Raw genomic sequence first — 25,129 nt, forward strand, 5'->3', positions numbered from 1 at the left:
GGCCGCAATGAGATATCCCGATCTAGAAATCGATCTGCTCCGGGCATTCACGACGGTCGCCGAAACAGGCAGCTTCACAGCTGCAGCTGACGTCGTCGGGCGTTCGCAGTCCGCGGTCAGCCAAAAGATCATCCGACTGGAGGACCTTCTGGGTCGGCCGCTGTTCAGGCGAACCAGCCGTTCCCTTGTTCTCACCGGCGAAGGCGAGCGGCTTCTCTCGGCGGCAAGGCGCATGCTCGAGTTCAACGACCTGGCAGTTCGCACGCTCGTCGATTCTGCTGACCTCGAACGGCTGCGTATCGGCATTTCGGAAGATTTCGTGCCGCACCATCTGCCTGCCTTGTTGTCGAAATTTGCCAGCTTGTGTCCGGCAGTAAGGCTGGAATTGATGACCGGCCTCAGCTGCAACCTCCTGGCAGCCTATGATGAGGACCGCCTCGACATCGTCATTGCCAAAAAGGATGGGCGCGCTCAGCGCGGCAGGGTCATCTGGCGCGAACCCCTGATGTGGATTTCCTCAAAGCAATATGATCGCGATCCAGGCGAGCCGGTGCCGCTGGTTCTGCTGCCCGCCCCTTGCACCTATCGCGGCGTTGCCATCAAGGCGCTCGATTCGGTTCGGCGCGATTGGTATGTGGCCTGCACGACAAATAGCCTGGCCGGCGCGCGGGCAGCGGTTGCCGGAGGGTTCGGCGTAACCGTGTTGGGCAGATCGTTTGTCCAGGATGGAATGCAGGTCATCCGCCCCTCCGATCAGTGGCCCGCCCTTCCGATGACCGAGATCGTGGTTATCGGCGAAGAGAAGAGCGAAGCGCGGATTGTGCAGCCTCTGCTCTCGTTTCTCACCGACAATCTTGCCCATTGATGTTCGGCAACTTCCGCACCGAGGGCGACAGAAATCTGTGAAAGCCGGGTGATGAGCCGTGTGGAGGCGACTGGCGCTGCTGCGTGAGCAAGCTGTCACAACAGGATCATGAGACTCTTGTCACATGTGGACGAGATCGGAGGCCAACGTCAGTCGGATTTTTCGAGTGACTTTCTGTGTCCGACCCGCTGGCAGGGGCAAAAGGCCGGCAGCAGGCGAGCTGCTGCCGGCAATGTGGGTGTTCCAGGGAATGCAGCGATAGGCTGTTTCAGTCGGCAGGGGGGACCCAGAGGTCTTCGAAGCCCTTGGCGGGTTCGAGCTGGTCGAACCAGTCGAAGCCGATCGCCTTCATGATGCGGCTGTTGACGACCACGACGCGCGCCTCGGTGTCGGCGGTGTTGAAGCGCTTGTGGGCGCAGTAGGGCGGGATGTAGATGAAGTCGCCCGGACCCCATTCGAACTTCTTCAGCGTCTTGTCCCACTCCCAGATGAACGCGTCCTTGCAGTCGAAGCGCACATCATGGTGCAGGTCGTAGCCGGTGCCTTCGATCACATAGGCGACTTCCTCGGTGAGGTGGCGGCTGGCGCCGGTTGCGCCTGCAGGCGGGATAAATTGCATGTAGATGTCGAGGGCGCATTCCTTGGTGTTCATGCGCTCGTTGATGATGTGCTTGATCAGGCCATCGGCAGACCGCTCCATCGGCATGTCGTGCCACTTTACCACGCCGGTGCGGTCTTCGTATTCGCGGCGGAACTCCTTCGAGGCTTCGAGGGTATCGGCATAGAAGTTGACCTAGGTGTCGCCCGATCGTGCGCGCTGGCGTTCAGTCAGGTCGAGGAAGGAAGGAATTGCGGACATATGTGACGTCTCCCTGAAATCCGATCAAAGCTCTGCCGGCGGTGCGTAGTGCTCCTGGCCCGCAACCGGTTCCTTGGGCGGGTATTCGACCACCTTCTGGAAGATCAGGTGCATGAACAGGAACAGCGGCTTGGCTTTCATGATCAGCACGATCGTCTCGTCGTCGGGATTGTCGGAGATGTGCTGGTGGACGCAGCCGTTCTCGACGATCAGCGCATCGCCGGTTTCCCAGTCGAGGCGCTTGCCGTCATGGATGTCGTGGCCCTTGCCCTTGAGGACGAAGAACACGGCGCTGTTCATGTGGCCATGCTTCTGGCCGTAGCCGCCTGGCGCGAAAACGTCGATATGCGTTTCGATCGACTGCGCGACCTTGACTGCCTGCGGATTGATCACCTTCTTACCGAAGTTCTGGGGGCCGCCTTTCCACTTGAGGTCACGGGTGTGGTAGACCCGCGGCTGCGAGAAAAGCTCGGACATAAGCTCGCCATATGTGCCTTCGAGGGCGCGGACGAAGGTGCGTTTCTTGGTCCACCGTTCCCAGACAACCTCCCCAGGCTGATCGCCACTGTTGTGGCCGGTCTTGGCTGTCTCTGCGTCAGTTGTCATCGTCTCCTCCCACTCGATTTGGCCAGTCGATTTGGCGTCTTTGGTCCGGCCGTCACCCGCCGGCTTCTCCCCTGGCGACGGCGGAGTGCGGTTGTCGCATCCGCTCCGGTCAAAGGGTTCTCGGCAAAGGCAGTTTCGTGCTGCACCGCATGGCCGAACAATACCGATTGACAAGCTGATATCCTCGCTAATAAGTTCGGTTATAGAACGAATTAAATGAGGTCGGCGTGAACGACAGCCTGCGCATTTCCCGGAAGTTCTCGCAGCGCTCCGTCATGGAAGCGATCGTGCAGGGCGGTCCCATTTCGCGGGCGTCGATCTCCAAGCAGACCGGCCTCTCCAAGCAAACCATCTCCGAGATCGTCCGCGTCTTGGAACAGGAAGGTTGGGTGCAGGAGACGGGTCGCACCAGCGGCCATGTCGGCCGCACGGCCGTGACCTACGAACTCGTCTACGACGCCGCCTACATCGTGGCCGTCGACCTCGGTGGCACCAAGGTGCGCGTCGCGATCACCGATCTGGCCTGCCAGATCTTTGCTGAGGACACTGCGTCGACAGATCCGCGTGGCGGCCAGTACATCGTCGACCAGATCGTCGCGCTGGCCTTCCAGGCGGCGGCCAGGCAGGGCATAGCACGCGACAAGATCAAGCTGGCGGTGATCGGCGTGCCCGGCGCGCCCGATACTGTCACCGGTCGCGTGCTGCTTGCACCCAACATTGCCAATTTCGACAAGATGGACGTGGTCGGTGCGTTCTCCGACGCCTTCGGTTTCGGCGCGATGCTGGAGAACGACGTCAACCTTGCCGTGCTCGGCGAGAACTGGCTGGGGCAGGGTCAGGGCATCGACAATCTCGCCTATGTGGCACTCGGCACCGGCGTCGGCAGCGGCCTCATGGTCGGCGGCCACCTCGTGCGCGGCGCCATCAATGCCGCCGGCGAAATGGGCTTCCTGCCGCTGGGGGCCGATCCGTTCGAGGCTGAGTCGCTGCGTACAGGCGCCTTCGAACGCGCGGTGGCGTCACACGGTATCATGGACCGCTACGCGGCACTTGCCGGCCGTCGGCGGTCGGTGCCGGAAATCTTCGAGGCCGCCGATGAGGGCGACCAGTCGGCGCTGGCGGTGCTCGACGAGATTGCAAGACACCTGGCCCGCGGCATCGGCGCTATCGCCGCCATCGCCAATCCGGAGAAGGTCATCCTAGGCGGCTCGATCGGCCTGCGGCCGGAGGTGCTGTCTCGCGTCAAGGTCTTCCTGCCGCAGTGCTTCCCCTATCCTGTCAATGTAGAGACCGGCGAACTCGGCTCGCGTGCAGCGATCATCGGTGCCGCGGCGATCGGGCTCGGGCAGTTGCACAACACGCTGTTCGGAGTCGATGCCCCGGAAGGCCGCATCTCGCTGCCGAAGGTCGAACTGCGTGCGCTGAGGGAGGCTGTGTGATGACGGACCAACTGACCAGGCGCCTCGAGGCCGCGCTCGACCGCGACGCGGCACTCGCCCTGTTCCGCGGCGCCATCGGCTGTGACAGCATCACCGGCAACGAGGCGAACTTCGTCGCCTATCTCGGGGAGCAGATGGAAGCACTCGGGCTTTCCGGTCTGCGCACCGCGGAGTTCCTGCCCGGGCGACCCAACATCTGGGGTGAGCGCCAGGGTAAGGGTAGCGGCAAGCGACTGCTGTTCATCGGACATACCGACACCGTACATGTCGACGGCTGGCGCGAGCATTGGGCCGGCACCGAGCGCGAGGACCCGTTCGCAGCTCCGATCATTGACGGCGCTGTCTGGGGGCGTGGCTCGGGCGACCTCAAGGCCGGCATCTCGGCGTCGCTCGCCGCGCTCGCGCTGCTCGACAGAGCCGGCATTCGCCTCGCCGGCGACGTGGCGTATGCCTTCGTCGGCGACGAGGAGAGCGGCCAGCCGGGCACAGGCGTTTCCGCCGGCATCAAGGATCTTGCCGTCCGTATCGAGAGCGGCGAGGTGCGGCGTCCCGATTTCACCGTCTATGTCGAGCCGACCCGGCTTGCCGTCTATCCGGCACAGATCGGCTTTTTCATCACGGACATTACCATCACCGGCAAGTCTGCCTATTTCGGCGTACCGGAACTGGGCAAGGATGCGCTCAAGGCGAGCCACGCAGCGATGAGCGCGCTGTGGCAGCATTCCGATGAGATCGCAGCGCGGGCAGAGCACTCGCTGGTCGGGCGCGGTTTCCTGCTCATCACCGGGCTTTCCGGCGGCGGCTACATCGCGGTGCCCGAGCGCTGCACGGTGTCCCTGATCCGCAAGCTGCTGCCGGGCGAGTCCCTGGATACTGCTGCCGCCGAGATCGAGGCGACCGTGCGCGGCGCGATCTCCGATCCCGAGATCAAGGTCGAGTTTGCCTATCCGGCGGGACGCGACCATGTGCTGGGCGGAACCGCTGCCGAGATCGATGCCAACGCCTCGGAGGTTGCCATGCTGTCCGATGCGCTCGGCCAGGCTCTGCCAGGGCGCGGCACGATCGAAGGCGCGCCGTTCTGGTCGGAATCGCCGTTCTTCGTCAATCGGCTGGGCATTCCCGCCGTCTATTGCGCGCCGGGCGATATCCGCAACTGCCACACCTACGAGGAGCACGTCGAGGTCGAGGAATATCTCGCCGGCGTCGTTGCCTTCGCTGCCTTCATGGCCCGCTACTGCGGGGTCATCGAGTGAACTGCCTACTTTGCTAGATATGATCGGGAGGAAAACATGATCATCAAGAAGATGCTTGCCGCTGCCCTCGCAGGCAGTCTTATGCTGGCTGCCGGATCGGCCATCGCCCAGACGGTCGGCCCCTCGGGCGAGGCGGCGACGCCGAGCGCCGACGTCGCCCTGTCGGATGCCGACATCGGTACCCTGAAGGACAAGGGCTACAAGGCAGCCCTGCTGTGGCACACCTCGTCGGACTTCACCAATGCGGTGTCGGCCGGCGCCAAGGACGAGTTCGCCCGCGCCGGAGTAGAGGTCGCGGTGACCACCGATGCAGGCTTCGACGCGGCGCGCCAGCGCAGCGACATCGAGACCGCGCTCGCGGCCAAGCCCAATGTCATCCTGGCCCTGCCGCTCGACCCGGTAACCTCGGCCGAAGCCTTCCGCCAGGCGGTCAAGGACGGCACCAAGCTGGTGTTCTTGTCCAACCTGCCGAGCGGCTACAAGCACGGCTCCGATTATGCCGCGATCGTCACCGACGACCTGTTCCAGATGGGCAAGCAGGCGGCCGACGCACTTGCCAAGTCCATCGGCGGTAAGGGCAAGGTCGGCTACATCTTCCATGACGCCACCTATTACGTCACCAACCAGCGCGACCAGGCGTTCAAGACGACGATCGAAAAGAGCTACCCCGACATCAAGATCGTCGCCGAGCAGGGCATCTCCGATCCGGCGCGGGCCGAGGAACTGGCCAGTGCCATGCTGCTGCAGAACCCTGATCTCGACGGCATCTACGTGACCTGGGCGGAGCCCGCCGACGGCGTGCTCTCGGCCCTGCGCTCCAGCGGCAACGCCAAGACCAAGGTGGTGACGCTCGACCTCGCCGAGCCTGTGGCGCTCGACATGGTCAAGGGTGGCAACGTGACCGCGCTTGTCGCCGACAAAGCCTACGAACTCGGCCGCGCTATGGCCGCCGCCGGCCTCAAGTCGCTGCTTGGCCAGCAGACGCCGGCCTTCGTCGTCGCTCCGGCGCTGACAGTGACCAAGGACAATGTTGCCGATGGCTGGAAGGAATCTCTGAACCGCGACGCGCCGAAGTCGGTGCTCGACGCAGCCAAGTAGGCCATCCGTCCCGGTGGCCAAGGCGCCGCCGGGGCACCATCTGCCAGGGAGGAACAGTCATGCGCATGACATTGAGGGCACTCGCCCTTTCCGCAGCAATGCTATCGGTGACCGCGGCCCTTGCCGCTGACGGCACCACCAAGGGTCCGAATGGCGAACAGCCGACGCCGGCAAAGAGCGTGGTGCTGACGCCGGACCAGGAACAGAAGATCAAGGACGGCAAGTTTACCGCAGCGCTCGTCTGGCACGAGATGAGCGAATACACCAATGCTGTGAATTCCGGCGCGCATGACGAGTTCAAGCGCTTGGGCATCGAGGTGATTGCCCAGACTGACGCCGGCTTTGATGCTGCGCGCCAGAAGGCCGACGTCGAGACGGTGATGGCGAAGAAGCCGTCGATCATCGTCTCGTTGCCGGTCGACCCGGCGACCGCCGCCGTCGTCTACGATCCGGCGCGCAGCGCCGGCGTCAAGCTCGCATTCGTCGACAATTCGCCGGCTGGCTACGTGCACGGCAAGGACTATGTGACCATCGTCTCCGACGACCTGTTCCAGATGGGCAACAAGGCGGCCGTCGCCATGGCCGACGCGCTCGGCAAGAAGGGCAAGCTCGGCTACATTTTCCACGACGCCGATTTCTACGTCACCAACCAGCGCGACAGCGCCTTCAAGGCGACCATCGAGCAGGATTATCCGGAGATGAAGATCGTTGCCGAGGCAGGCATGGCCGACCCCGCCCGCAGCGAGGAAATCGCTCAGGCGATGGTGACCCAGCACCCCGATCTCGATGGCATCTACGTGACCTGGGCCGAGCCGGCGCTGAGCGTGCTGTCGGCACTGCGCAATGCTGGCAACAGCCACACCAGGATCGTCACGCTTGACCTCAACGAGCCTGCGGCGCTCGACATGGTCAAGGGCGGCAACATCGCAGCACTGGTTGCCGACGAGGCGTACAATATCGGCGTGACGGCAGCGCGGTCGGCCGCGGGCGCGCTTGTAGGGGTCGACCAGAAGCCGTTCCTCGTCGTCGACTCGCTCGCCGTGACCAAGCCGACCGTGGCCGAAGGCTGGAAGACGTCGCTCAACAAAGATGTGCCGGCGAGCGTCGCCGAGGCCGCGAAGTAGTTGTCAGGGCAGGGGGCTGGCACCCCCTGCCACCAGGAGGAAGAAAGATGCCCCCAGCCAACACCAGCCTCACCGGCCAGCAGGCCGGTCCGGCCAGTCGCATCAACTTGCAGCAATATGTCGTCTATCTTGGCTTCCTGGCGATCTTCCTGTTCTTCGCCATCGTGCTGAAGGACAGCGGCTTCCTGACGGTCCGCAATCTCTCCAACATCGTGCTGCAGACCGCGCCCGTCACTGTAATGGCCATCGGTCTGGTGTTTGTCATGTCGGCCGGTGAGATCGACCTCTCCATCGGATCGACGGTGGCCGTCGCGGCCCTTGCCGCAGCAGTGACGATCAACGAATACGGGCTGGTCGCAGGCGTTCTTGCCGGCCTGGGCGCTGGCCTGCTGATCGGTCTGCTCAACGGTGCGCTGGTCGCTTATGTCCGGCTGCCGTCGTTCCTTGTGACGCTGGCTACAATGGGATTGTTTGCCGGCGTGGCGCGGTCAATGACCAACCTGCGCTCCATCCCGGTCACAGACAGCACCTTTACCGGCTTCTTCGGTTCGGGCGTGTTCCTCGGCATCCCGTCGCTGATCTGGTGGACGGCGATCGCGGTCGCGTTCGGTCACATCATCTACCGCGAGACGCGCTTCGGCGCCCATGTGCTGGCGACCGGCGACAATGCGCGCGCGGCCAGCGTGTCGGGCATCAGCGTGCCGCGCATCCGCCTCGCAGTCCTTGCCATCAGCGGCGGCCTCGCAGGTCTTGCCGGGTTGCTTTACGCCGGCCGCCTGCAGGCGGCGAAATACACGCTCGGTGAAACAGACCTGATGACGGTGATAGCCGCCGTCATCGTCGGCGGCACGCTGCTCAACGGCGGCAAGGGGTCGGTCATCGGCGCGCTCGTCGGCTCGCTGATGATGGGCATGCTCAACAATGGCCTGATCCTGATGGGCCTTTCCGTCTCCGACCAGATGATCGTTCGCGGTCTCATCATTCTTGCCGCAGTCGCCGTGTCGCTGCGCGAAAAGTCCCGCTGAAGGAAGCACACATGTTTCTCAACGTACTGCGCCGCCGCAACCCGGCCTTCATCGAAGCGGCGATGACCCTGCACCAGCAGGGCAAGATTCCGGCCAATGCCTATGTGCTCGATCTCGATGCGGTCGAGCGCAACGCCGGCGTTCTCGGCGCCGAAGCCCGCCGTCTCGGCCTCAAGATATTCGCCATGACCAAGCAGGTCGGTCGTTCCAGTTCGTTCTGCCAGGCGGTCAAGCGCGGCGGCATCGACAGCGCGGTAGCCGTCGACATGGCCTGCGCCCGCGCCACCCACAAGGCGGGGCTTAAGGTCGCGCATCTCGGCCACCTGCAGCAGGTGGCCCGCCACGAGGCCACAGCCGCGGCCGCAACCTTCAAGCCCGACTACTGGACAGTGTTCAACGACAGCAAGGCCGAAGAAGCGGCCTCAGGCGCATGGGCTGCTGGCCGCACGCAGGACCTTCTGGCCCGCATCCACGCCGAGGGCGACACCTTCTATCGCGGGCATGAGGGCGGTTTCGCCGCAGCCGACGTGACTGCGGTCGCCGACCGCTTCGACGCGCTGGAGGGCGGCCGCTTCGCTGGCATCACCACCTTCCCGGCGCTGCTTTTCGACCACGCCAGTCGCAAGGTGGTACCGACCCACAATCTCGCGACGCTGACCAAGACCGCCGCAGCGCTGGCCAAGGCAGGGCGCAGGGATATCGAGGTGAACGCGCCGGGCACGACATCATCCGTCATGCTCGCCGCACTTGCCGAAGCAGGTGCTACGCAATGCGAGCCGGGCAACGGCCTGCATGGCACCACCGCGTTGCATGTGATGGAAGATCTGCCGGAATTGCCGGCGGTGCTCTATTTGACCGAGGTTTCGCACCTGTCGGGCGGCAAGGCCTATTGCTTCGGCGGTGGCTTCTACATCGACCCGATCTTCCCCGACTACGACGTCAAGGCGATTGTCGGTTCGGAGCCGACGACGGCGTCAGCAGCGTTGCGCAGCGTGGAGGTGCCGCCGCCCTCGGCCATCGACTATTACGGCATGATCGACGCGACCGGTCCCGGCGCGCCGAAGCCAGGCGACACCGCCGTCTTCGGCTTCCGCGGCCAGGCCTTCGTCACCCGCGCCTATGTGGTCGGCGTATCCGGCATCTCGAAGGGCGCGCCCAAGGTGGAAACGATCGAGACCGGCTTCGGCGAAACCGCCGCGTGGCCGGTCTAGGAGGGTGACATGACCACGACGCAAGCAGCCCCCATCCTTAGGCTCAAAGACATCCGCAAGACCTTCGGCGGCATCACCGCGATCGAGAGTTTCTCGCTCGAGGTGCGTGCGGGCGAGATCGTCGCGCTGGTCGGTGACAACGGTGCCGGCAAGTCGACGCTTATCAAGATCATCTCGGGCGTCTACACACCGACCTCGGGTACGATCACCATAGAGGACGAGACGGTGACCATGGCGAACGCGACGATGGCTCGCGCCCACGGTATCGAGGTGGTCTATCAGGATCTGGCGCTGGCCGACCAGCAGTCGGTCTACATGAACATGTTCCTCGGCCGCGAGCCGGTGAACGGATTCGGACTGCTCGACCGCCGCAGGATGATCGCCGAAACCGAGAAGCTGGTGAAGGAGCTCGACGTCCGTATCCCCTCTGCCCACGCCACCATCCGCGACCTCTCGGGCGGCCAGCGCCAAGGCGTGGCGATCGCCAGGGCCACGCACTGGGCGAGCAAGCTGATCCTGCTCGACGAGCCGACAGCGGCACTCGGCGTAGCCGAGACGGCCAAGGTCGAGGAGATCGTCCAGTCGCTCAAGCAGCGCAACATCGGCGTTCTGATCATCAGCCACAGCCTCGACCAGGTGTTCAAGCTGTCGGATCGCATCTGCGTCCTCCGCCGCGGCCGCCAGATCGGTATCCGCGAGACGGCCAAGACCGACAAGAACGAGATCATCGCCATGATCACAGGACTGCAGCAACACTAAGCACGGGAAATGCATTAGAGAGACAAGAGGCCGAGACCGGCCCATGAATGCGTCTCTTCAGCTGACCTAGGTCGCTGCTTCCAAGCCAAAAGCCTGAAAATTAACGACAATACGGAAGCCCGGTATGAGGGCTGTATTTTGGTGATTTCCGCTGGTGGAGCTGAGGAGGATCGAACTCCTGACCTCGTCATTGCGAACGACGCGCTCTCCCAGCTGAGCTACAGCCCCATCCAGCGGATGGCGCATTTATTGACGCTCGAGGGCCGATGTCAAGCAAGCGTTTTCCGCAGCGGCATTGCAGTTGCCGCTGCGTTTTGTTGTTGCTCCTGCCCATTGCGCCTCCTCCAGCCAGGAGCCGATACCCGGCTCGAGAGCAGTGGTTGTCGGTCGGCACAGCACCGCCGGGTCTTGCCGCAAAAGCGTGCAATGGCTAAATGTCGGCAATTCATTGGAGAACGGCATGCTCGCCCTCATTCAGACTGTTGTCCTGGCTCTCGACCTTTACTGGTGGATCATCATCGCCTCGGCGATCTTCTCGTGGCTTTATGCCTTCAACGTGGTCAATCCGCGCAACCAGTTCGTCGGCACCATCGGCAACATGCTCTACAAGCTGACCGAGCCGGCGCTCCGGCCGATCCGCCGTTTTATGCCCGATCTCGGCGGTATCGACATCTCGCCGATCATCCTTTTGCTCATCTTGTTCTTCATCCGCCAGTTCATCGCGACCACCATCGCGCCGATGGTGCTCTGACCGGGCTGTTGTGTCCGGTTTCTTCCGCGACCGCGACGATGGCGTCGATCTGTTCGTCAGGCTGACGCCGAAATCGTCGAAGGATGCGGTTGAAGGCGTGGAGACGACCGCCGACGGGCGCAGCCATCTGGCGGCGCGGGTGAGGGCGGTGCCCGAAAAGGGCGCTGCCAATGCGGCGCTGGAGAAGCTGCTCGCCAGGGCGTTGGATATTCCCAGGAACTCCGTTTCAGTGGTCGCCGGCGGGACGTCGCGGCTCAAGACCGTGCGCGTTTCCGGCGATCCGGCCGAGTTGGCCAAGTCGGTGGCGGCCCTAGCAAAAGCCTGAGCAGGCATCTCAGGCTAAAGCCTTCATCCAGTTGCTCGCCTTTTGCGTGCATATTGTGCGTTGCTCGCGCCGTGGTTATCCTCCCCCCGTGGTGCGAGGGAGGCTGGAATGCGGAAGCTGTTGTTGGCGATGGCACTTGCCATGCCGTGGCATCAGGTGGCGGCGGAAGAGATTTCGAGCGCCTATGTCGAGACCAGGGCCGAGGCCGATTGCGTCATTTTCGAACAGGCTGATAGCGAAGACGGCGGTTTCGTCCACCGGGTCTGCCCGGGATATGGCGGCTATCCGGTGCTGGTGTTCGAGAGCGACCTCAGGGAAAACATCTTTTACGGTTTTCCGCCGGCGGACTTCGTCGACATAGCCTGGCAGAGCTTCGAAACGTTCAACGGAGCCATGGACAAGACCGAGTGGCGCGTCTCAACCCATGAGGGGAAATCGACGCCCTTTGCCACCATCCGGCGCTGGCATGTCCAGGCCGATCTGGAGGGCAAGGAAAAGGATATCGAGGTGCTGGTGGTGTCGAAGGTCGGCCAGCCCGGCAAGCCGGAAGGCTGTGTGGTCGCCCTGGTGTTGGCATCGGGCAAGCCCGGCGCCAACGATACCGCCCGCAAGATCGCCGACGAACAGGCCCGGGACTTCGCCTGCGGCGCCGACGAGCGCGTGCTGGTCGGCGAGCCGATGCCGGTGTTCTATTCGGAAGGCAAGACGCAAAACTAAGGCGCGGCTGGCAGAGCCGACCGCGCCTTACATCTACCTGGCCGTGCGTTAAGCCGGAGGCCTCAGGCCTTCAGGGCGTTGGCGCGTTCGATGGCCTCGACGATCATCTTCTTGGCATAGGCGGCATCGTGCCAGCCGCCGATCTTGACCCACTTGCCGGGCTCGAGATCCTTGTAATGGGCAAAGAAGTGCTCAATCTGCTGGAGGGTGATCTCCGGCAGGTCGGTGTGGTTGAAGACATTTTCGTAGCGGCGGGTCAGCTTGGGCGACGGCACGGCGATGACCTTCTCGTCTTCGCCTGCATTGTCTTCCATGACCAGAACGCCGATCGGCCGCACGTTGATGACGCAGCCGGGGATGAGCTGGCGGGTGTTGCAGACCAGCACGTCGATCGGGTCGCCGTCACCCGAGAGCGTGTGCGGAACGAAACCGTAGTTACCCGGATAGGTCATCGGGGTGTAGAGGAAGCGGTCGACGACCAGCGTGCCGGCTTCCTTGTCCATCTCGTACTTGATGGGCTGCCCGCCGACGGGCACCTCGACGATGACGTTGACGTCTTCAGGCGGATTCTTGCCGATCGAAATCGCATCGATGCGCATGGGGAGGCTCCAGAATTAAAGGTGCCTCCCGATAAACGCCTTGGGCCGCGCGTGCAATGCAATATTGATATCGGGCTATTGCGACGAAAGGCGTGCCCGGGGCGTCACTCCCATACGAAAGCGACCTTCTTGAGGGCTTTCTGGTCGAAGACCTCGACGCCTTCGGCTATGTCGCGGCCGCCGGCACCAGCATAAAAGGCGAGCGCGTTCTCATTCTCCTCCAGCGCCCACACCACCATGCCCTTGAGGCCGTGGTCGGAAAGGCGCTGGCGGGCGGCGGAGAACAGGCGGCTGCCGAGGCCGATGCCCTGGCATTCCGGACGCAGGTAAAGCTCGTAGATCTCGCCCTGCTGCTTGAGTTCGCGGGCGCGGTTGCGGCCAAGCGTGGCATAGCCGGCAATCTTGCCGCCGATCTCGATCACCAGCACGGTTGCAGCGCGACGGATCGCATTGGCCCACCATTCGCCGCCGCGGCGATTGATCATCGAGGTCAGGGCGCGATGCGGGATGATGCCGGCATAGGCGCCGCGCCATGCTTCGTGATGGACCTCGGCGATGGCATCCGCGTCGCGGGGTTCGGCTTTCCTGATGTCGACTGTCAGCGTGTTCATGGTTTTTTAACCATAAACCGCTGATGGCGCGTTGCAAAGTGTCGGGCGCCGGCGGCCGAAGCCCTTTCACGCGATTGGGAACAGTTGTGCAGGCGGTGTGTCCAAATGGACTCACCGGACGCGGCGATGCCCTGACGTCCGGTCTGGGTCAGATTTCGACGAGATGGTCGTCGAGTTCGTTGACGTCGTCGGTCGTGACGGGGAAATGCTGCGACAGCAGGGCGCCGACACTCGATATGGCGCCGACGAAGCCGTCGGCGAGGCGATCGCGGCGGGCGTGATCGATGAGATCGCGCACCACGCCGTCCCATTTTTCCTGCTCGACCCTGGCATCGATGCCGGCATCGGCGATAACAGCGGCGTAGCGCTCGGCGAGCGAAACGAAGACGAGCACGCCTGTCCGCGCCGTGGTCAGGTGGACGTTGCGGGCATAGAACTGCCTGAGCGCATTGGCGTGCGATGCGCGATAGGCGAGGCCGCGCGGCACCAGCCACAGCCTGAGGCCAGGCAGCCACCAAAGCAGCGCGCAGGCGGCGGCGATGGCGAGCAGTTGCACGGCTACGAAGTGCGACAGGCGCACCGCGATCCACCAGTGTTCAAGTGCAAAGGCCGCCACGAGGCTGACGAGCACGATGCCGAGTGTCGTTGCAAAGGCGGCGGGGAAAAAATAGCCGTCGCTGCGGCGGGCGACCACGCAATAGATTTCGCCCGAGGTCTCGGCCTCCGCCGCACGTATCGCTGCGGCGATGCGCGCGTGGTCGTCAGGGTTCAAGGTCGGTTCGCTCATGTCGCCCTACCAGCTTCCCGAGGAGCCGCCGCCGCCGGAGGAGCCGCCCCCGCCGGAAAAGCCGCCGCCGCCCGAAGACCAGCCACCACCTCCACCCGAGAAGCCGCCGCCACCGGAACTCCAGCCGCCTGAACCACCGCCCGAGCGCTGGTTGTAGTTGAAGGTCATGCCCAGCCAGATGTAGCGGCCGGGGCCGAGCTTGCGGCCATAAATACGCGGCAGGATGGCCATGGCGATGCCGCCGACGAACAACGTCGCCCAAAGCGCTATGAAGACGAACATGAGGATGTCATCTTCGCTGAGGCCCGAGAACTGGCTCTGTTCGTTGCGCTTGGCGCGCGCCTCGAGTTCAGCGCCGTCGCCTTCGATGACCATGATGATGTCGTCGACGGCCTTGGAGATGCCGCCGGAAAAGTCGCCGCCGCGGAAGGCGGGCACCATTGTGTTTTCGATAATCAGCTTGGTGTGCAGGTCGGTGAGCGAACCTTCGAGGCCGTAGCCGACCTCGATGCGCATGCGCCGGTCATTGGGCGCGACGATCAGCAGCACGCCGTTGTCCTCGCCGGCCTGGCCGAGCTTCCAGGTGCGGAACAGGCGGTTGGCGTAGGGTTCGATCTCCTCACCATCGAGGCTCGGGATTGTGGCGACGACGATCTGGTCGGAGGATTTCTGCTGGAAGGCCTCGAGCTTCTGGACGAGTTGGGCCTTGGTGGCGGCGTCGATGATGTTGGCGTCGTCAACGACACGGCCGGTGAGGGCGGGGAGTTCGGCGGCGAAAACCGGGGCGGCGAACAGCAGAAGCAGGAACGCCAGAAGCGCCGGCAGGCCAGAAGGGGGTGTCCAGGCGCCCGCTCTCAAGGTCATTGCTGCCACTTCACTTGGGGTGCAACGCTACATCAGCCGCCCTGCTTGGTGCCGAAATTCACCTTTGGCGCTTCGAGTTTGTCTTCGGCGACGGTGAAATTCTGGAACGGCTGGTTGCGGAACCACAGCGAGTTCCAGATCATCGACGGGAAGGTCTTGAGCGTGGTGTTGTAGACGCGCACGGCCTCGATGTAGTCGCGGCGGGCGACTGCAATGCGATTTTCGGTGCCTTCGAGCTGGGCCTGCAAGGCGAGGAAGTTCTGGTTGGCCTTGAGGTCGGGGTAGTTTTCGACCACGGCGAGCAAGCGCGACAGGGCGCTGGTCAGGCCGGCCTGGTTGTCCTGGAATGCCTTGAAGGCGTTGGGGTCGGTGAGCGTTTCGGGCGTGACCGTCACCTGGGTTGCCTTGGCGCGGGCCTCGACTACGCCTTCGAGCGTGTCCTTTTCGTGCGAGGCATAACCCTTCACCGTCTCCACAAGGTTCGGGATCAGGTCGGCGCGGCGCTGGTACTGATTCAGCACTTCGCTCCAGGCTGCCTTCGCCTGTTCTTCCTGCGTCGGGATGGTGTTGTAGCCGCAAGCCGAAAGCAGCGGCACGGCAAGCATCATGAAGATGAATGCCGGGAGGAGACGGAAGGAAGGAAGTGCCGACGAAGCGCGCATCTGCATGTGAATGTCCTCGACAAAGCAGCGAATGCCAAAGCATTATCACAAACGCGCGCCGAGAAAACCGGTATGCGCTCAGGCGATGGTGCCGGGAGACGTTTGACTATGGCATCGCCCAGGGACAGCGATGGCGAAAAGGAATCGCGCCGCATCCTCGATCGCATCGCGCGGGAGAGCGAGGGCGGCGGCACGTCCTATGTGACGCGCAAGACCGGCCAGTTCCGTGACCATCTCAATGCGGCCGATGTCGACAAGACCGATGCCATCGAGCATATCGGCACGCGCATCGGGCGCATTCTCGGCGTTGTGCTGACGGTTGGCCTGCTGCTGTGGCTGATCAATTTTCTCGTTCGAGGCGGATAATGGCAACGGGCAGTGAGGACGAGGGGCAGGCGGAGTCGCGCCGCGCCCTCGAACGGCTGTCACGCGAGAGCGACCATGGCGGTCGCTGCTTTGTCGCACGCCACAAATATGCTGCGGAGGAAAAGGGAGAGACGTCCAACGGCCTGCACATTCTGCTGGGCGCTGTGTTGGCCGTCGCGCTTTTCTTCTGGCTATTGTCTTACTTAGCGGTGGTAAAAACCTGATGAGCATTGAACAGTCTGTTGCGCCACGCGCGGTCATCGTCGTGTCGAGCCATGTGGCGCGCGGATCGGTGGGCAACCGCGCGGCGGTGTTCGCGCTTGAGACGCTGGGCCATCCGGTGTGGGCGGTGCCGACCGTTGTTTTGCCCTGGCATCCCGGGCACGGCCGGGCCACCCGCATCGTGCCGCCGACCGAACAGTTCGCAGCGCTGATGGCCGATCTCGAACGGGCGCCGTGGCTCGGCGAGGTGACCGCGGTGCTGTCGGGCTATCTCGGCGAGCCTGGCCAGGTGGCGGCGGTCGCGTCGCTGGTAAAGGCAGTGAAGGCGCGTAACGAGAAAGCGCTTTACGTCTGTGATCCCGTCATCGGCGACAAGGGCGGGCTGTATGTCGCCGAGGCGTTGGCACAGGGCATGCGCGATCAACTGCTGCCGCTGGCCGACATCGCCACGCCGAACCGCTACGAGCTGGAATGGCTGACCGATACCAAGCTCGACGACATGCGCGCGACGATGGCGGCAGCGCTCGCCGCGCCGCCGCCGACAATGCTGGTGACGTCGGCGCCGGCGATGATGGCCAGTGGCACCGGCAACCTGCTTGTCACGCAGACGCAGGCACTTTTGGCAGAGCACCGTACCGTAGATCGGCCGCCCAACGGCCTGGGCGACCTCAGTGCCGCCGTGTTCCTTGCCCGCCTGCTTGCCGGCCAGCCGATGGCCAAGGCACTGCAGTCGACCACGGCGGCGGTCTACGAGATTCTGGCACGCACCTCCAAGCGTGGTGGCGACGAGCTGCAGCTCGAGACCGATGCACAGAGCCTGTCGCATCCGATGGCGCAGGTCGAACTTCGGACGCTCATCCACCCGTCGCGGAGCCGGAAAGCCGGCGCGGAACCAAGGGTGTGACGGTTGCCGGCGTCGATGGCTGCAAGGCCGGCTGGGTCGCGGTGATCCGGCGTGACGCGGGAATGATGCCTGAGGCGATGGTGTTCTCAGCCTTCTCCGAACTGCTGGCGGCGTTGCCAGACGATGCGATTGTTGCTGTCGACATGCCGATCGGCCTGCCTGACTTTTCCGGTCGCGGCGGGCGCGGGCCTGAAGCACTGGTGCGGCCGTTGCTCGGCCAAAGGCAATCGAGCGTATTTTCGATCCCGTCGCGGGCCGCCGTCTATGCCGACACCGCTGAATTCACCGACCTCGACGCCTGGTATGCCGCCCATCGCCGTGCGAGCGAGGTGGCCTTCAAGACGTCGGAGCCGCCGCGCGGTGTGTCGATCCAGGCCTTTGGCATCTTCTCCAAGATCCGTGAGATCGACGCACTCATGGTCGAAAGGCCTGCGTTGCGCGAGCGGGTGATCGAGTCGCATCCCGAGGTGGCCTTCTGGCGGCTCAATGACGAGCGGGCGATGAGCCTGCCCAAGAAGATCAAGGGGAGGGTCAATCCTGATGGCATGGAAGAGCGCAAGGCGCTTCTGGCGCGCGTCGGCCATGAACGCGGCTTCCTCGACCGTGTGCCGCCGCGCGGTGCTGCCGAAGACGATTTCCTCGATGCCTGCGCCATGATGCTTGTTGCAGATCGGCACCGCCGGAACGAAACCCGTTCATTCCCGACGCCACCGGGGCGCGATAGCTATGGCATTCCAGTGGCCCTCCGGGCTTAAGTCTACTGGAAGGTTCATTGCGGAGGCGCGGCGATGAAGACGATCCAGGCGATGGCGGCTGCGGTTACCATGTTTGCGGCGCTGGAGGCTGTGGCGCAGGAAAGTGTCGTCGACCGCTGGTATGACGCGCTTTTGGTGGCCGACAGGGCCGCATTGTCCGAGCTTCTCGCCAGAGACGCCACCATCAGGCTCGACGATCTCGGCGTCACCCAGACCAAAGAGGAGTTCATCGCCTCGATGGACGAATGGCAGACGGCGGTCAAAGGCGCCAAGATCCGCCACAGAGTCGAGAGCGAGATGGGCGACACCGTCGCCGTGCTCGCCTGCTACGATTTTCCCAACAACGACATGACCATGCGCGAGACGTTCACCACCAAGAATGGCCTGATCGTCGCCAACACGCAGATGACCATCGGCGAGGATTGCGACGGCATCTAGCTGCCGTCGCCAGATCGCTATTTCAGCCGAGTCATGATGGACGGTTCGGGTAACCGGCTCCATGTCAGCCAGGAGACGATGGCCATCAGCCCCATGATCGGGATGACGGTGGCGAGCGCCGTCACCGGATCGCCGATCATCGCCGAGATCGTACCGCCGACGAGGCCCGCGCCCATCTGGAAAAAGCCCATCATCGCCGATGCCGCGCCGGCATTCTTGGGGAAGGGCGCAAGGGCTGCCGTCATCATTGCCGGCAGGACCATGGCGATGCCGAAAGCGTAAATGCCGATCGGACCCATGACGAGCAGGAAGGTCGGCTCGTACAGGCGCAGCACCACGGCCATCGAGATCGAGCCAAGCGCGACGAAGACGAGACCGACAGGCACAAGGCGCGGGGCGCCGAAGCGCGGCATCAGCCGGCGCGTGATGAGCGCGCCGAGCATGAAGTTGGCCGTCTGCATCAGCATGCCCAGGCCGAACTGCGTTGCGGTCAGGCCGACACGCTCCATCAGGATGAAGGCGAGCACGGTCGCTTGCGTATAGATGGCGCCCGAGGTGCCGGCGATGACGAGACTGCAGAGCACGAAATAGGGGCTCGACAGCAGCGACCCGTAGGACCGGAAGAGAGCACCGGGGCGAATGCGGCTCAGGTCGCGCTGCACCGTTTCGCGCAGGGCGAAGACCGTCACCAGCATAACGACGACACCCAGCAGCACCATGACGATGAAGATGGCATGCCAGCCGAAGAACTCCATCGTCAGGCCGCCCAGCGTCGGCGCGATTGCAGGTCCGAGGGCAAGCAGGATGCCGATCATGTTCATGATGCGGGCGGAGCGCTCATGGGTGAAGACGTCGCGGACGACCGCGCGGGAAACCGAAACGCCCACCGCAGCACCCACACCCTGCAGGAAGCGGGCGGCGACCAGCGTTTCGATGTTGGGGGCGAGCAGCGCCAGCACGCTGGCGGCGAGATAGATCGCCATGAAGACGAGCGTGATCGGACGGCGGCCGAAACCGTCGGACAGCGGTCCGCAGACGAGCTGGGCGAAGGCAAAACCGCCGAAATAGAGCGACAGCGTCATCTTCACAGCAGCTTCGGTGGTGCCGAAGGCGTTGACGATCTCCGGCATGGCCGGGGTGAACAGGGCGAGCGAGATCGGGCCGATGGCAACCATCAGGCCGCCGATCAGCGACACCCGGCGCTCGCTCATGATCGGTTCGGGCGCGGCTACGGAATCTGCGGCGGCGATGTCAGTACGCATGTTCATGCCGCCGCGCTCTCACTGGACTGGGTTTCGGCGCGCGCTGCAACGAGGTTCGCGCGGGCGGCGCGCAATGCCAGGAGCAGGCGCTGCCACTCGTCGGGGTCGATGCCGCGGGCGGCATCGCTGCGGATGCCCGAGGCGATGGGCTCGATCTGCGCGACCACTGACGTGCCCGCATCCGTCAGCGTCACCAGCTTGGCACGGCGGTCGGCCGGATCGGGCTGGCGCTCGACGAAGCCCTTGGTTTCCAGACGGTCGAGCGCGCCGCTCAGCGTCATCGCCTCGATGCCCAGGCGTTCGGCGAGCGCTGCCTGGCGGATCGGACCGGTGCGGCTGACATTGAGCAGGACGCGGCCTTCGCCAGTGGTCAGGCCGAGGCCGGCATCGGCGCAGCGCTGGTCCATCTCGGCACGGATGAGCCGGGCAATGTCGTTTACGATGAAGCCGAAGGTGTCGGTGTCACTGGAATTGACCATTTTAGTAAGTAAACCTTATTATATGGGTTCCTTAGTTTGGCGCCTGGCGCAAGTCAAGGCGGTTGCGCCGCATCGAGCGCGGCCCTACATCGTGACGGTCCGCACCGAATGCCAATCAAGGAAGCTGTTCATGTCCGCCACGATCGATCTCGCGCGCCATCCGCTGACCCATTGGACCGGGCCGCTTGGCCTGCCCGACTTCAACAGGATCGAAGACGGCGATTTCGGGCCTGTGTTCGACGCAGCGCTTTCCGCGCATTCCGCCGAGGTCGAGGCGATCGCCAGCAATGCCGAGCCGGCGACGATCGCCAATACGCTCGAGGCGCTGGAGCTGGCAGGAGAGGCGCTCGACCATGTGTCGTCGATCTTCTGGTGCCGCGCCGGTGCCCACACCAATGATGCGATCCAGGCGATGGAACGCGAGATTTCGCCGAAAATGGCTCGGCACTTCTCGGAAATCTCGATGAACGAGAAGCTGTTTGCCCGCATAAACGACCTCTATTCCCGCCGCGCCTCGCTCGGTCTCGACGCCGAGGCACTGAGGGTGCTGGAAAAAACCTGGAAGGGCTTCGTCCGTTCGGGTGCCAAGCTCGACCCCGAAGGCAAGAAGCGCCTCGCTGCGATCCAGGAGGAGCTAGCCTCGCTCGGTGCGAAGTTCGGCCAGAACGTGCTCGCCGACGAGAAGGAATGGGCGCTGTTCCTCGACGAAAGCGACCTTGCCGGCCTGCCGGAATTCGTTCGCGGTGCGATGGCCCAGGCGGCGGAGATGCGCGGACAGAAGGGCAAATACGCCGTCACCCTGTCGCGTTCGATCTATGAACCCTTCACCACCTTCTCCGAGCGGCGCGACCTGCGCGAAAAGGCTTTCAGGGCCTTTGCCGGCCGTGGCGAGACGGGCGGGACCACCGACAATGCCGGTGTCGTGCGCGACACGCTCAGGCTGCGTGCCGAGAAGGCGAAGCTGCTCGGCTATGACAGCTATGCGGCGCTGAAGCTCGACGACACCATGGCGAAGACGCCGAAGGCCGTGATGGAGCTGCTCGAACCGGTGTGGAACAAGGCGCGCGAGAAGGCCGCCGCCGACGAGGCCGAGCTGCAGCGCCTGGCAGCCCGCGCCGGCAGCAACGACAAGCTTGCGGCATGGGACTGGCGTTTCTACCAGGAAAAGCTGCGCGCCGAGAAATACGCCTTCGACGAAGCCGAACTGAAGCCCTACCTCCAGCTCGAACGCATCATCGACGCCTGCTTCGACGTGGCCACCCGGCTGTTCGGCATCACCTTCAAGGAAGTGCCCGGCATTGCCGCCTGGCATCCCGATGCCAGGGTGTTCGAGGTGTTCAATGCCGACGGCAGCAAGCGGGGGCTGTTCCTGGCCGACTATTTCGCCCGTCCGTCCAAGCGCTCGGGTGCGTGGATGAGCTCGCTGCAGTCGGGCTACAAGCTCGGCAAGGGCGCTACGCCGATCATCTACAACATCATGAACTTCGCCAAGCCGTCCGCAGGCGAGCCGGCCCTTCTGTCGCTCGACGAGGCGAAGACGCTGTTCCACGAGTTCGGCCACGCGCTGCACGGCATGCTGACCGACGTCACCTGGCCGTCGGTATCGGGCACTTCGGTCAGCCGCGACTTCGTCGAACTACCGTCGCAGCTCTATGAACACTGGCTGACGGTGCCGGCGGTGCTGGAGAAGCACGCGCTGCATTACAAGACCGGCAAGGCGATGCCGAAGGAGCTGCTCGACAAGATGCTGGCGGCCAAGACCTTCGGCGCGGGCTTTGCCACCGTCGAGTTCACCTCATCGGCGCTGGTCGACATGGCTTACCACGCGCGCCCCGATGCGCCGGCCGACCCGGTTGCCTTCGAGGCAAAGACGCTTGGTGATCTTGGCATGCCTGAGGCCATCGTCATGCGCCACCGCACGCCGCATTTCCTGCATGTGTTCTCGGGCGAGGGCTATTCGGCCGGCTATTATTCCTACATGTGGTCGGAAGTGCTCGATGCCGACGCATTCGCCGCCTTCGAGGAAACCGGTGACGCTTTCAATGCCGACATGGCCGAGAAGCTGCGCAAGCACATCTATTCTGCAGGCGGTTCTGCCGATCCTGAGGAACTCTACAAGGCCTTCCGCGGCAAGATGCCGTCGCCCGAGGCGATGATGGAAAAGCGCGGTCTGGTTTAGGTCGCGGACGAGCAGGCACATGGAACTACCGGCAGCATTGCGGGCGGCGGTCGATCGGGCGCTGGAAGGCGTGCCGCTGGCCGAGTTGCAGCGTGCTGCCGACACGCTGTCCGTCCGCTACCGGGCCGAGGTGCGTGACGGCCGGCTGCATCTGTCGGACGAGATGTATGCCCGCGCCTATCTGGCGACGCGGCTGCCGGCAACCTTTGCAGCGGTCAGGGCCAGCCTCGAAAGCGCTGCCGAGCTGATGCCGGATTTTGCGCCGAAGACCCTGTTCGACGTCGGAGCAGGGCCGGGCACGGCACTCTGGGCCGCGGCCGATTGCTGGTCGTCGCTGGCATCCGCCAGGATGCTCGAGGCCAGTCCGTCGATCCGCGAGGTCGGCGAGGCGCTTGCAGCCCATTCCGGACTGGACAGCGTCGAATGGACGGTCGCCGACGCAAGCAAGGCCATCGAGGCGGGCAAGGCCGATCTGGTGACGCTTGCCTATGTGCTGGACGAGCTGTCGCCGGCGGAAGGGCAAGCGCTGGTCGGGCGGCTCTGGGCGGCGACGGAGGGCCTGCTTGTCATCGTAGAGCCCGGCACGCCCGCCGGATGGAAGCGTGTGATGGCCGTGCGCGAACAGCTGGTCGCGCAGGGCGCCCACTTGGTTGCGCCATGCCCGCATTCGAAACCATGTCCGCTTGTCGAGCCCGACTGGTGCCATTTCTCGCGCCGCGTCGCCCGTTCGCGCCTGCATCGTCTGACCAAGCGCGGCGATGTGCCGTGGGAGGACGAGAAGTATATTTTCCTCGCAGCATCCCGGCAGCCGGCGGAAGCCTTTGGCGCCCGGGTGCTAGCCCCAGCCCACGGCGGCTCAGGCAAGGTCGGCCTCAAGCTCTGCCTCGCCGACGGTTCGGCTGAGGAGAAGCTCGTGACCAAACGCGACGGCGATCTGTTCAAGCGCGCGCGCCGCGCCGACTGGGGCGACATTTTGTAACCTTGCCGGCGAGCGGAAAATCGGCGGATTTGCTCGCCCCCCTTTCGCATCTGCGAAAAAACCTGTATGAGCCCGCCAACCGAAAACGCGGCGCGTCGACAGGCAGTGCCGGCAACGCTCCCGAGTAGATATATGAACCTCCGCAATATCGCGATCATCGCGCACGTCGACCATGGCAAAACCACGCTCGTCGACGCGCTCCTTAAGCAATCCGGCTCGTTCCGTGAAAACCAGCGTGTCGCAGAGCGCGCGATGGATTCGAACGATCTCGAAAAGGAACGCGGCATCACCATCCTGGCCAAGGCGACTTCGGTTGACTGGAAGGACACCCGCATCAACATCGTCGACACCCCTGGCCACGCCGATTTCGGCGGTGAGGTCGAGCGCATCCTGTCGATGGTCGACAGCGCCATCGTGCTGGTCGACGCGGCCGAAGGCCCGATGCCCCAGACCAAGTTCGTGGTCGGCAAGGCGCTGAAGGTTGGCCTGAAGCCGATCGTCGTCATCAACAAGATCGACCGTCCCGATGCGCGCCACCAGGAAGTCATCAACGAGGTGTTCGACCTGTTCGCAGCGCTCGACGCCACCGACGAACAGCTCGACTTCCCGATCCTCTACGGTTCGGGCCGCGATGGCTGGGTTTCCGAGAATCCGGAAGGCCCGAAGGACCAGGGCCTCGCGCCGCTGTTCGACCTCGTGCTCAAGCACGTTCCGGCACCGGCAGTTAACCCCGGCCCGTTCCGCATGATCGGCACCATCCTCGAGGCCAACCCGTTCCTCGGCCGCATCATCACCGGCCGTATCCACTCCGGCACGCTGAAGCCGAACCAGGCCGTCAAGGTCCTGCATCATGACGGTTCGCTGCTCGAAAACGGCCGCGTCTCCAAGATCCTGGCCTTCCGCGGTCTCGAGCGCCAGCCGATCGAGGAAGCGCAGGCAGGCGACATCGTCGCCATCGCCGGCCTTTCCAAGGGCACCGTCGCCGACACCTTCTGCGACCCGGCCGTGACCGAGCCGCTGCATGCGCAGCCGATCGATCCGCCGACCGTCACCATGTCCTTCATCGTCAACGATTCGCCGCTGGCCGGCACCGAGGGCGACAAGGTTACCAGCCGCGTCATCCGCGACCGTCTGATGAAGGAAGCCGAGGGCAACGTCGCGCTCAAGATCGAAGAGTCGGCCGACAAGGATTCGTTCTTCGTGTCGGGCCGTGGCGAGCTTCAGCTGGCCGTTCTGATCGAGACGATGCGCCGCGAAGGCTTCGAACTGGCCGTGTCGCGTCCGCGCGTCGTGATGCAGAAGGACGAAGACGGCAACCTGCTCGAGCCGATCGAAGAAGTCGTCATCGACGTCGATGAGGAGCATGCCGGCGTCGTCGTGCAGAAGATGTCGGAGCGCAAGGCCGAGATGGTCGAGCTGCGTCCTTCGGGTGGCAACCGCCAGCGCCTGGTGTTCCATGCGCCGACGCGCGGCCTGATCGGCTACCAGTCGGAACTGCTCACCGACACGCGCGGCACGGCGGTCATGAACCGCCTGTTCCACTCCTACCAGCCCTACAAGGGCGAGCTGCCCGGCCGTACCAACGGTGTCCTGATCTCCAACGAACAGGGCGAATCGGTCGCCTATGCGATGTGGAACCTGGAAGACCGCGGCCCGATGGTCATCGACGCGGGCGTCAAGGTCTACCAGGGCATGATCATCGGCATCCATAGCCGTGACAACGACCTGGAAGTGAACGTGCTCAAGGGCAAGAAGCTGACCAACATCCGTGCCGCCGGCAAGGACGAGGCGGTCAAGCTGACCCCGCCGATCCGCATGACGCTGGAACGCGCTCTCGCCTGGATCCAGGACGACGAACTGGTCGAAGTGACGCCGAAGACCATCCGCCTGCGCAAGCTCTATCTCGACCCGAACGAGCGCAAGCGCTTCGAAAAGTCGAAGGGCGCGGCATAAGCCCCGGCTCTCCGGAACATCGAAAGGGCGTCTCCAC

29 protein-coding genes and 1 tRNA gene are annotated in these 25,129 nt (G+C 64.0%); 19 read left to right on the top strand and 11 right to left on the bottom strand.

The window, feature by feature from the left end:
• Positions 1-7 precede the first annotated feature (7 nt).
• Positions 8-865, top strand: coding sequence for a LysR substrate-binding domain-containing protein (locus tag NDO48_RS08305; protein ID WP_018430210.1), 858 nt, complete (start codon positions 8-10; stop codon positions 863-865).
• Between the two features lie 268 nt (positions 866-1,133).
• Here NDO48_RS08305 and NDO48_RS08310 read toward each other — a convergent pair whose 3' ends face one another.
• Positions 1,134-1,565 carry a cupin domain-containing protein gene (locus NDO48_RS08310; RefSeq protein ID WP_267321280.1) on the bottom strand — a complete coding sequence of 144 codons (432 nt, stop codon included), beginning with the start codon at positions 1,563-1,565 and terminating at the stop codon, positions 1,134-1,136.
• Positions 1,566-1,748: 183 nt separating this feature from the next.
• A complete protein-coding gene (locus NDO48_RS08315) occupies positions 1,749-2,330 on the bottom strand; it encodes a cupin domain-containing protein (RefSeq protein WP_267321281.1) in 582 nt (193 codons plus the stop codon).
• Positions 2,331-2,557: 227 nt separating this feature from the next.
• Between NDO48_RS08315 and NDO48_RS08320 the strand changes: the two genes are divergently transcribed.
• Genes NDO48_RS08320 through NDO48_RS08350 form a run of 7 tightly spaced genes read left to right on the top strand, consistent with a single transcriptional unit; the run spans position 2,558 to position 10,239 of the window.
• A complete protein-coding gene (locus NDO48_RS08320; RefSeq protein ID WP_018430206.1) occupies positions 2,558-3,769 on the top strand; it encodes an ROK family transcriptional regulator in 1,212 nt (403 codons plus the stop codon).
• Positions 3,769-5,022 (top strand): M20 family metallopeptidase, encoded by a 1,254-nt coding sequence (locus tag NDO48_RS08325; RefSeq protein ID WP_267321282.1) that lies wholly within the window; start codon positions 3,769-3,771, stop codon positions 5,020-5,022. Before NDO48_RS08320 ends, NDO48_RS08325 begins: the two co-directional genes overlap by 1 nt.
• A gap of 36 nt (positions 5,023-5,058) precedes the next feature.
• Positions 5,059-6,120, top strand: coding sequence for a substrate-binding domain-containing protein (locus NDO48_RS08330; RefSeq protein ID WP_267321283.1), 1,062 nt, complete (start codon positions 5,059-5,061; stop codon positions 6,118-6,120).
• A gap of 59 nt (positions 6,121-6,179) precedes the next feature.
• Positions 6,180-7,244, top strand: a complete 1,065-nt coding sequence (locus NDO48_RS08335; protein WP_267321284.1) for a substrate-binding domain-containing protein — start codon at positions 6,180-6,182, stop codon at positions 7,242-7,244.
• 47 nt (positions 7,245-7,291) lie between these two features.
• Positions 7,292-8,269, top strand: coding sequence for an ABC transporter permease (locus NDO48_RS08340; RefSeq protein WP_267321285.1), 978 nt, complete (start codon positions 7,292-7,294; stop codon positions 8,267-8,269).
• Positions 8,270-8,280: 11 nt separating this feature from the next.
• The gene (locus NDO48_RS08345) at positions 8,281-9,480 is read left to right on the top strand and encodes an alanine racemase (RefSeq protein ID WP_267321286.1); all 1,200 of its coding nucleotides are present in this window, start codon (positions 8,281-8,283) and stop codon (positions 9,478-9,480) included.
• A gap of 9 nt (positions 9,481-9,489) precedes the next feature.
• A complete protein-coding gene (locus NDO48_RS08350; RefSeq protein ID WP_267321287.1) occupies positions 9,490-10,239 on the top strand; it encodes an ATP-binding cassette domain-containing protein in 750 nt (249 codons plus the stop codon).
• Between the two features lie 152 nt (positions 10,240-10,391).
• Here NDO48_RS08350 and NDO48_RS08355 read toward each other — a convergent pair.
• Both NDO48_RS08355 and NDO48_RS08360 read right to left on the bottom strand, forming a co-directional pair.
• A tRNA-Ala gene (locus NDO48_RS08355) sits at positions 10,392-10,467 on the bottom strand.
• 18 nt (positions 10,468-10,485) lie between these two features.
• Complete coding sequence (locus NDO48_RS08360; RefSeq protein WP_267321288.1) at positions 10,486-10,701, bottom strand: hypothetical protein; 216 nt, start codon at positions 10,699-10,701, stop codon at positions 10,486-10,488.
• On the opposite strand from NDO48_RS08360, the gene NDO48_RS08365 reads away from it, so the two are divergent.
• The 3 genes from NDO48_RS08365 to NDO48_RS08375 all read left to right on the top strand — a co-directional run bounded on the left by NDO48_RS08365 (position 10,700) and on the right by NDO48_RS08375 (position 12,032).
• Entirely contained in the window at positions 10,700-10,990 is a 291-nt protein-coding gene (locus tag NDO48_RS08365) for a YggT family protein (RefSeq protein ID WP_026227641.1), read from the top strand. The two genes, NDO48_RS08360 and NDO48_RS08365, sit on opposite strands and share 2 nt — an antisense overlap.
• A 10-nt stretch (positions 10,991-11,000) precedes the next feature.
• Positions 11,001-11,315 carry a DUF167 family protein gene (locus NDO48_RS08370; RefSeq protein ID WP_018430198.1) on the top strand — a complete coding sequence of 105 codons (315 nt, stop codon included), beginning with the start codon at positions 11,001-11,003 and terminating at the stop codon, positions 11,313-11,315.
• A 108-nt stretch (positions 11,316-11,423) separates the two neighbouring features.
• The gene (locus NDO48_RS08375; protein WP_267321289.1) at positions 11,424-12,032 is read left to right on the top strand and encodes a hypothetical protein; all 609 of its coding nucleotides are present in this window, start codon (positions 11,424-11,426) and stop codon (positions 12,030-12,032) included.
• 62 nt (positions 12,033-12,094) lie between these two features.
• On the opposite strand, the gene ppa is transcribed toward NDO48_RS08375, so the two are convergent.
• The 5 genes from ppa to NDO48_RS08400 form a co-directional block, all read right to left on the bottom strand.
• Positions 12,095-12,631, bottom strand: coding sequence for an inorganic diphosphatase (gene ppa, locus NDO48_RS08380; protein ID WP_018430196.1), 537 nt, complete (start codon positions 12,629-12,631; stop codon positions 12,095-12,097).
• A 104-nt stretch (positions 12,632-12,735) separates the two neighbouring features.
• The gene (locus NDO48_RS08385) at positions 12,736-13,242 is read right to left on the bottom strand and encodes a GNAT family N-acetyltransferase (RefSeq protein WP_267321290.1); all 507 of its coding nucleotides are present in this window, start codon (positions 13,240-13,242) and stop codon (positions 12,736-12,738) included.
• A gap of 148 nt (positions 13,243-13,390) precedes the next feature.
• A complete protein-coding gene (locus NDO48_RS08390; RefSeq protein WP_267321291.1) occupies positions 13,391-14,029 on the bottom strand; it encodes a TPM domain-containing protein in 639 nt (212 codons plus the stop codon).
• A 6-nt stretch (positions 14,030-14,035) separates the two neighbouring features.
• Entirely contained in the window at positions 14,036-14,893 is an 858-nt protein-coding gene (locus tag NDO48_RS08395) for a TPM domain-containing protein (RefSeq protein ID WP_267321292.1), read from the bottom strand.
• Positions 14,894-14,925: 32 nt separating this feature from the next.
• Positions 14,926-15,561: a LemA family protein gene (locus tag NDO48_RS08400; RefSeq protein ID WP_018430192.1), complete on the bottom strand. Its 636-nt coding sequence runs from the start codon at positions 15,559-15,561 to the stop codon at positions 14,926-14,928.
• Positions 15,562-15,663: 102 nt separating this feature from the next.
• On the opposite strand from NDO48_RS08400, the gene NDO48_RS08405 reads away from it, so the two are divergent.
• The 5 genes from NDO48_RS08405 to NDO48_RS08425 are packed head-to-tail and all read left to right on the top strand — an operon-like array spanning position 15,664 to position 18,240.
• Positions 15,664-15,921: a hypothetical protein gene (locus NDO48_RS08405; protein ID WP_018430191.1), complete on the top strand. Its 258-nt coding sequence runs from the start codon at positions 15,664-15,666 to the stop codon at positions 15,919-15,921.
• Positions 15,921-16,145 (top strand): hypothetical protein, encoded by a 225-nt coding sequence (locus NDO48_RS08410; protein WP_018430190.1) that lies wholly within the window; start codon positions 15,921-15,923, stop codon positions 16,143-16,145. The genes NDO48_RS08405 and NDO48_RS08410 overlap by 1 nt, the downstream gene beginning before the upstream one ends.
• Positions 16,145-17,047: a pyridoxal kinase PdxY gene (gene pdxY, locus NDO48_RS08415; RefSeq protein WP_267321293.1), complete on the top strand. Its 903-nt coding sequence runs from the start codon at positions 16,145-16,147 to the stop codon at positions 17,045-17,047. The genes NDO48_RS08410 and pdxY overlap by 1 nt, the downstream gene beginning before the upstream one ends.
• On the top strand, positions 17,044-17,802 hold the full coding sequence (locus NDO48_RS08420; protein ID WP_267321294.1) for a DUF429 domain-containing protein: 759 nt from the start codon (positions 17,044-17,046) through the stop codon (positions 17,800-17,802). The genes pdxY and NDO48_RS08420 overlap by 4 nt, the downstream gene beginning before the upstream one ends.
• Before the next feature lie 33 nt (positions 17,803-17,835).
• Positions 17,836-18,240, top strand: coding sequence for a DUF4440 domain-containing protein (locus NDO48_RS08425; protein WP_018430187.1), 405 nt, complete (start codon positions 17,836-17,838; stop codon positions 18,238-18,240).
• A 17-nt stretch (positions 18,241-18,257) separates the two neighbouring features.
• On the opposite strand, the gene NDO48_RS08430 is transcribed toward NDO48_RS08425, so the two are convergent.
• Both NDO48_RS08430 and NDO48_RS08435 read right to left on the bottom strand, forming a co-directional pair.
• The gene (locus NDO48_RS08430; RefSeq protein WP_267321295.1) at positions 18,258-19,508 is read right to left on the bottom strand and encodes a multidrug effflux MFS transporter; all 1,251 of its coding nucleotides are present in this window, start codon (positions 19,506-19,508) and stop codon (positions 18,258-18,260) included.
• Positions 19,505-19,981, bottom strand: a complete 477-nt coding sequence (locus NDO48_RS08435; protein ID WP_018430185.1) for a MarR family winged helix-turn-helix transcriptional regulator — start codon at positions 19,979-19,981, stop codon at positions 19,505-19,507. The genes NDO48_RS08430 and NDO48_RS08435 overlap by 4 nt, the downstream gene beginning before the upstream one ends.
• A 130-nt stretch (positions 19,982-20,111) precedes the next feature.
• Here NDO48_RS08435 and NDO48_RS08440 point away from each other — a divergent pair, with 130 nt between their 5' ends.
• The 3 genes from NDO48_RS08440 to typA all read left to right on the top strand — a co-directional run bounded on the left by NDO48_RS08440 (position 20,112) and on the right by typA (position 25,092).
• A complete protein-coding gene (locus tag NDO48_RS08440) occupies positions 20,112-22,160 on the top strand; it encodes a M3 family metallopeptidase (protein ID WP_267321296.1) in 2,049 nt (682 codons plus the stop codon).
• Positions 22,161-22,179: 19 nt separating this feature from the next.
• Positions 22,180-23,139 carry a small ribosomal subunit Rsm22 family protein gene (locus tag NDO48_RS08445; protein ID WP_267321297.1) on the top strand — a complete coding sequence of 320 codons (960 nt, stop codon included), beginning with the start codon at positions 22,180-22,182 and terminating at the stop codon, positions 23,137-23,139.
• A 132-nt stretch (positions 23,140-23,271) separates the two neighbouring features.
• A complete protein-coding gene (gene typA, locus NDO48_RS08450) occupies positions 23,272-25,092 on the top strand; it encodes a translational GTPase TypA (RefSeq protein ID WP_018430182.1) in 1,821 nt (606 codons plus the stop codon).
• The last annotated feature ends 37 nt before the right edge of the window (positions 25,093-25,129 follow it).

This window comes from Aminobacter sp. MET-1, from assembly GCF_026521175.1.
Lineage (GTDB): Bacteria > Pseudomonadota > Alphaproteobacteria > Rhizobiales > Rhizobiaceae > Aminobacter.